The organism is Cellulomonas sp. GbtcB1, from assembly GCF_019091725.1.
In the GTDB taxonomy this organism is placed as follows: Bacteria; Actinomycetota; Actinomycetes; order Actinomycetales; family Cellulomonadaceae; genus Cellulomonas.
This window is the reverse complement of the sequence record NZ_JAGXJG010000706.1, coordinates 1-230: the sequence shown is the minus strand read 5'-3', so window position 1 is coordinate 230 and position 230 is coordinate 1. Positions and strand designations below refer to the sequence as shown.

The 230-nt window shown below is 81.3% G+C and carries 1 pseudogene; it reads left to right on the top strand.

Going from position 1 to position 230, the window contains the following annotated elements:
• Window positions 1–230 (top strand): annotated as a pseudogene (locus KVT14_RS21895) (G5 domain-containing protein); the annotation flags it as partial.

Here is a 230-nt window from a genome sequence, read left to right as displayed (position 1 = left end):
CCGCCGTCCCCTCGTCGAGCAAGCCCCACCGCACCGACCGCCGCGCGCGCGCGCTCCGGTACGGCGCCCAGGGACACGCGCACGCGCTGGTGGCCGGCGCGACGTCCGCGTTCGTCGGGCTGCACAAGACCGTGACGGGCGGGGTGGACGGCCCCGCCGTCGGGGACCGCGCGCGCGGCCGCACCGTCGGCCCGGTGCTCGGCGGCCGCGGGATCCAGGTGGGCGGAGCC